The sequence below is a fragment of the Dapis hubbardiae BLCC-M172 genome (assembly GCF_050016015.1).
GTDB lineage: Bacteria > Cyanobacteriota > Cyanobacteriia > Cyanobacteriales > Microcoleaceae > Trichodesmium.
In genome coordinates this window covers 14,896-20,664 of the sequence record NZ_JBNHEQ010000151.1, presented here as the reverse complement: position 1 = coordinate 20,664, position 5,769 = coordinate 14,896, and the positions used below count along the sequence as shown (strand labels likewise).

Below are 5,769 nucleotides of genomic sequence, written 5' to 3'. Positions count from 1 at the left end.
AGTAATGAGGCAGACCTTAATTTTGGCTTCTCTGTTGCCTATTCCCTATTCCCTATGCCCTATTCCCTATTCCCTATTCCCTGTTATTAATTGAGAAATTCTATTTGAGGAACAGGAAATTTCACAGTAAATATAGAACCTTTATTCACTTCACTAACTACAGCAATATCTCCACCCATCATTTTACAAAAGTGACGACTAATAGCTAAACCTAAACCAGTTCCTCCATGTTTTCGTGTTGTTGAATTGTCAGCTTGAGTAAATGGTTGAAATAAACTTTCTATTTTATCTTCTGATATACCTATACCAGTATCAGCAACACTTAAAACTAACATCTTATCTTTGGAGTTAAAGCCTAAATTTTCACCGACAAAACTCTCATTATTATTAACCATTTTAACTTTTAAACTAATGTTGCCATTTTCTGTAAACTTAGCTGCATTACTCAAAAGATTTAAAATTACTTGACGCATTTTATTGGGGTCTGCGACGATTGGTTCTTGGTTATCTTCACAGATTATTTCTAATGTATTGCCATTCTGATCTATCAAGGGTTGAATAGTTGCTAAAACATTTTCAATTAATGCCATAATATTGAAGCTTTCCCAATGAACATCCATCTTACCTGCTTCAATTTTTGAAAGATCGAGAATATCATTAATTATTGTTAATAGGTGTTTTCCAGAAGTATGAATATTATTAAGGTCGTGAATAAAGTCTTCATAGCCTAAATCCTGGGCATCTTCTAGTAAAATTTCACTGTAGCCAATAATAGCATTTAATGGTGTTCGTAATTCATGGCTCATATTTGCGAGAAATACACTTTTTGCTTTATTTGCTGCTTCTGCCTCATTTTTTTCTTGTTTTAAACGTTTATTTTCTTTGAGTTGTTGAACATTTGTTAATGTTTTTTTTATCGTAATGTCTAAATCTTGAAAATCTATAGGTTTAGTCAAAAAATCAAAAGCACCTCTATTCATCGCAGACCTAATTTTTTCCATATCATCATAAGCGGAAATAATAACTGCCTTTATATCAGGATAGTGAAGTTGAAGATTATCTAGTAAAGTTAAACCATCCATTAAAGGCATATTAATGTCAGTTAATACGATGTCTATACTAGGTTCATCTGACAAGATTTCTAGTGCTTCTACACCGTCTCTGGCAAAAATAAAATCTAGTTCTTTTGTTTTGATTTTTTTTCTAAAGTTACGAATGATAAGTGATTCAAAATCCGGCTCATCATCTACAACAAGTATTTTTGATGACATGATATTCTGATTAATAAGCTAATTGCTTTTAATTTTTAAGTTATACCATGTCCGCTGGTATTGGAGCGTGCAAAAGTTAGGGTAAATATCTAGGAAATTTAAGTTTTTTTTGTTCTTAAGACTTCCTCCCTTGTCACTTTTCCTTATTCCTTCTTCCTTCTTACTTACCCTGACCTTACAATACCGATGCTACCGGACATAATATTACTTGTAACCAATGAGAATGAATATATGCTATTTCTAATTTTGGCATAATTGGTCATGGAATTCTTGCATTTGACTTTTGTCTATACTCTAAAGACAAGAAGTAAATACTAATACAATTTGGTTAATTTTGAAATGGCAACTGAGGTATAAAATAACATTTAGGATTTGTGAATGAGACTGGGACGAAGGTTTATTTACCTAGCAAGGGTTTGAGCCAAAAAAGAAAGTGTTTCATCCTTATTTGAAATGACTATAACATTTAGGATTTGTGAATGAGAATTGTTAAGAATTAAAGTATGTTTTCTGTACTATAGTAATCCTATTTAAATTGTAATATTTTTTTGATAGGGCGGATTTCCTGCGGAAAGCTTTGCAGAATGCAAAACGCGAATCGCTTGTACAGGAGTCATAATTTACTTATGTTTTCAGTTAAAATGAACTATTATAAAAATTTTTACAACTAATGGGTGGATTGCTATATATAGATTGGTAGTAGAATTAAGTGACTGAGAAGATAAGCGTAGATTTTTTTTACTACTTATAATTTTAAGCTAAATTGATATTTCTGGAATACTATCTAGACTTAATATTAAATCACTAGAAATATCCGTATACTCAGTATCTTTTTCTTGGTCGTAAACTTCTGAAAAACGCTGACAGCTAGTAGCAAATTGACAAGTATGACAAGTATCAATAATCTCTACTTGCGGAAATTCTATCTCTTCTTCCTGGTAATGTTTTAACCAATAAGTTAAATTATCTAATATCTCCTGTAAATCCTGTTCAGTTTTTTTGTGTGCTTGTTGATTATAAGAAAATTTTAGTTTGTAGGGTAAACTTTTACTTTTTGGTTGGATAAACCAATAGGTCATCGAAACTGTTTCTGGCAAATAGTTGCTAGTTTCAACTAGGGTATAAAGATATAACCGTGTTTGCCAATTTTGAGCTAATTTTTTCTTGTTTTGAGGATGACTATAGGTTTTCCAGTCAAAAATTTGTGCCTGTTTATTTTCAGCAATTAATAAATCATAAATAACTGTCAGAATATAACCATTAAAATTAAGACTACGATTATGTTCAGCTTGCCGTAAAATTATATTTTCTTGAGTTTTAGGATTTAATATTTCTGATGCAGCTTGGGAAAAATTATCAAAACAATACTGCATTTCTTGATTTTCTAACATCAAAGATTCTATTGGTAATCCTAGTTCTTTTTGCTGCATTAATAAGTGAAACTGACTACCCCAATTTAGTCTTTCTTGTTCTGCTGATGTTGTTGGTAAACTCAGATTATCTAGGTAGAGGTGTTGAAATTTACGCGGACAAGTTGTCAGTAAATTTAGGTGTTGTTGAGAGAGTCTATATTTTGTCATTTTGTCATTTTAGGGAGTAGGGAAATTAATCATTAATAATTGATAATTGATAATTGATAATTGATAATTGATTCCTTTTGGTTTAAACCTACATTCCGCGCGACAAAATGTATTGCGAAACGAGGAGTCAGAATTTCCTAGGTCATGCTCCGCAAACAGAAGAAAGTCATAGTAATCAACAATCAAGTAATATCATGTCCGCTGGTATCGGAGCGTGTAAACCAAAGGGTAAATATCTACAGGAGCAAGAATTATCCCTAGATTTTTCAGCCAATAGTCTACACAAAATGCTCACTTTTTCGGCTTTATCAACCAAAAAGCTGGTACTTTTTCCATACCTAAAATTCCTCAAACCTTTATCCGTCAATACTTTTATATTTAATCAGCAACCCCTAAATACTTACCAAACCACAGCTTTTTATACTAATTTTAATACTACAAATTTACAGCGGTTTTCATTTCAGTAGACCACATTAGGGACATTCCATGGAACGTCCCTACTAAGTTTTGGTTGTGAAGATGTGGTTCATCAACTTGAAAAGCGCTGTAAGTGTGGAATGTGGGTTTCAAGTTTATCCTTTTCAACAAAAAAAGAAATAAGATTTTTGCTATGCAATACTCTTGATTTTAACCAAAAGTAATCATTAATTATTAATTATCCATTATTCATTATTAATTATTAATTATCCTAAATACTTCCTTTCTGCCTTCTACTTTCTTGCTGACTTTTTCTTGTTTCTCCCATATTATTATTTCGACCAAATTTAGCATCTTGAAAAGAACTACCCACACCCTGAATAATACCTCTTCCAATTAAACCTATACCACGCCCAATTACTTGAGTTAATAAATACACAACTCCACTACCAATAAAAGAAACAGTTGCCCTAATACCAGGAGCTATTGCATCACGAGTTTCTAATAGTAATGTTACTGTCAATGGAATTCCTGAAAGTTTTCCTAATTCATGTCTACGGGGTGAATAAACAGATACTTTTTTAATGCCACGTTCATTCAATACAAATAAGGAAAAATTACTCTCAAAAATTTCTTTTGGTTCTCCAATATATTGTTCTATACGATATCTCCAGGATAAGCGATTACGGAACTTTTCAATATCCCGTGTTGATAATAATTGACGACTATAAAAATTTTCTTTAATTTCTTCTACATCGGCAAAATTATTTAATAAGGGTTGAATAACAGCATTAGCAATTGAAATTAATAAATTTTGAAGTAAGGCTTCAGAGCGTTCCATGGCTTCAGGAGTACCTACTCCAAAAGATACATTATCAATTACTAAAGGAACTTGAAATAATAAGTAGGATATTAACTCTTCAACCAAAGGAATTTTATCAAGAATAAATTTATGCACATTATCAGCATCATTTAATAAAACTGGCATTACTTCGACTTTAATTTGTTCGGCAAAAGAATTGATAATTCCTATGCCATTACTAATTTCAAGTTGATAGTATTCACCAATAAAAAATTTACTCGTAAATTCCCATAAATTATGTACAATCTCATATCTTTGTTTGGGAATTTCTTCTATTAGAATAGAAGCATTACGCAGTTCATCAAGAATATCTTCAAATTTACATAAAGCTATATAAATTAGTTCTTGCTTCTTAGAACCTCGCAATATATCAATTTCCATTGGTAATTCACTGAGGTTAATTAAATTAGAATTTAATTTTGCTATTGTTGATTCAAATAATGCTGTTTGTAAATTCATTGCTTCAGTGGTGGGAGAAACAAATTCAGAATTTATTCTCAGGAAAATTTGCTCATTATTGTTGACAGAATTAAGAATTTTTTTTGTTGGTAATTCTGTAAAATTTTTCAAATTTGAATCGACAAAATCATCTCTATTTACATCTGTTGCTTGCTGCTGCTTCTGAGCATTAACAGACTTAGGTGACAAGTGACTAAGTATCCATCTAGCTGTTAGTAATTCTCGTCGTTGCCCAGAAGTTATTGCCACATTGAGTAGAGAGTTTAAATTATTTCTATCTAAATTTTTTACTCTCTCATTTAGTTGATATGTTACTTCCGACAGAGAAGAATCTATTTGTTTTATTCCAGAGTTACAGACATTATCAAAAAGATTATCGAAAAAATTTTTTGTGGGAAATCTTAGACCTAAACTTGCTGGTTTTTTAGAATTTTCTTGTATAGTTTCAACCCCAGGAATATTTCTCCAATAAGACTGACCATTTGCTATTTGTCTAATAATAATTACTAACTCAGAAATACTGATTCCTTTTGTACAATAACCATTGATACCTAATTTTCTTACTAATGTCAATAATAAGCTATCTTGTAGAGATGTCAATAATAATATTGGTAACTCAGGGTACGAAGTTTTAAGTTGTTGACAAAAGTCGATTCCAGAGATTGTAATTTCCTCTGTAGTTTGAGGAAGCAAATTATTGGTTTCTATGTCTAAAATAACCAAAAAATTATTCTCTTCTGTGATCAAATTTTGAATATTTTTTAAGGCTTCTGCCCCTACTTCTGTCTCAAATACTATTTCTAAGTCAGGAAACTGCTCACAGGAAAATTTTAACCCCATCCGAAAGATAGGGTCATTATCAATGAGCAGCAATTTTAATGCTGATTCACTATTCATAAATTGGTTTTTGGTTGAGATATTTTAAGAATATAATAACCAATGAAAGTTAAATTCCAAATTTCTTTAATGTCTCAATTAAATCTTTAATATTAACTGATTTATCATTCTTGAAGTAAATAGGCATCTGAACTGGAAGCTGGAGCTGGAGCTGGAGCTGGAGCTGGAGCTGGGGCTGGGGCTGGAGAATAAGACCTCTGTGGAGCTGGCGAATAATATTGGCGACTGGGGGCTGGAGAATAAGACCTCTGTGGAGCTGGCGAATAATATTGGCGACTGGGGG

At 31.7% G+C, this 5,769-nt stretch carries 5 protein-coding genes; 1 reads left to right on the top strand and 4 read right to left on the bottom strand.

What is annotated here, in order from left to right:
* Positions 1-86 precede the first annotated feature (86 nt).
* Positions 87-1,271, bottom strand: coding sequence for an ATP-binding response regulator (locus ACP6PK_RS13280; RefSeq protein WP_426560011.1), 1,185 nt, complete (start codon positions 1,269-1,271; stop codon positions 87-89).
* A 758-nt stretch (positions 1,272-2,029) separates the two neighbouring features.
* Positions 2,030-2,851, bottom strand: coding sequence for a PD-(D/E)XK nuclease family protein (locus tag ACP6PK_RS13275; RefSeq protein ID WP_426560010.1), 822 nt, complete (start codon positions 2,849-2,851; stop codon positions 2,030-2,032).
* Between the two features lie 107 nt (positions 2,852-2,958).
* On the opposite strand from ACP6PK_RS13275, the gene ACP6PK_RS13270 reads away from it, so the two are divergent.
* Positions 2,959-3,318: a hypothetical protein gene (locus tag ACP6PK_RS13270; protein ID WP_094677282.1), complete on the top strand. Its 360-nt coding sequence runs from the start codon at positions 2,959-2,961 to the stop codon at positions 3,316-3,318.
* A gap of 221 nt (positions 3,319-3,539) precedes the next feature.
* Here the strand turns inward: ACP6PK_RS13270 and ACP6PK_RS13265 are convergent, their stop codons facing one another.
* A complete protein-coding gene (locus ACP6PK_RS13265) occupies positions 3,540-5,486 on the bottom strand; it encodes a DUF3685 domain-containing protein (protein WP_426560009.1) in 1,947 nt (648 codons plus the stop codon).
* Positions 5,487-5,535: 49 nt separating this feature from the next.
* Positions 5,536-5,769 (bottom strand): hypothetical protein (locus tag ACP6PK_RS13260; protein ID WP_426560008.1); only part of this gene is annotated, 234 nt, incomplete at its 5' end.

What these genes read in the sequence shown, in the direction of transcription:
- ACP6PK_RS13275 (WP_426560010.1), bottom strand. Translation starts at nt 2,851, where the DNA reads ATGACAAAATATAGACTCTCTCAACAACACCTAAATTTACTGACAACT.
- ACP6PK_RS13280 (WP_426560011.1), bottom strand. Translation starts at nt 1,271, where the DNA reads ATGTCATCAAAAATACTTGTTGTAGATGATGAGCCGGATTTTGAATCA.
- ACP6PK_RS13270 (WP_094677282.1), top strand. Translation starts at nt 2,959, where the DNA reads ATGTATTGCGAAACGAGGAGTCAGAATTTCCTAGGTCATGCTCCGCAA.
- ACP6PK_RS13265 (WP_426560009.1), bottom strand. Translation starts at nt 5,486, where the DNA reads ATGAATAGTGAATCAGCATTAAAATTGCTGCTCATTGATAATGACCCT.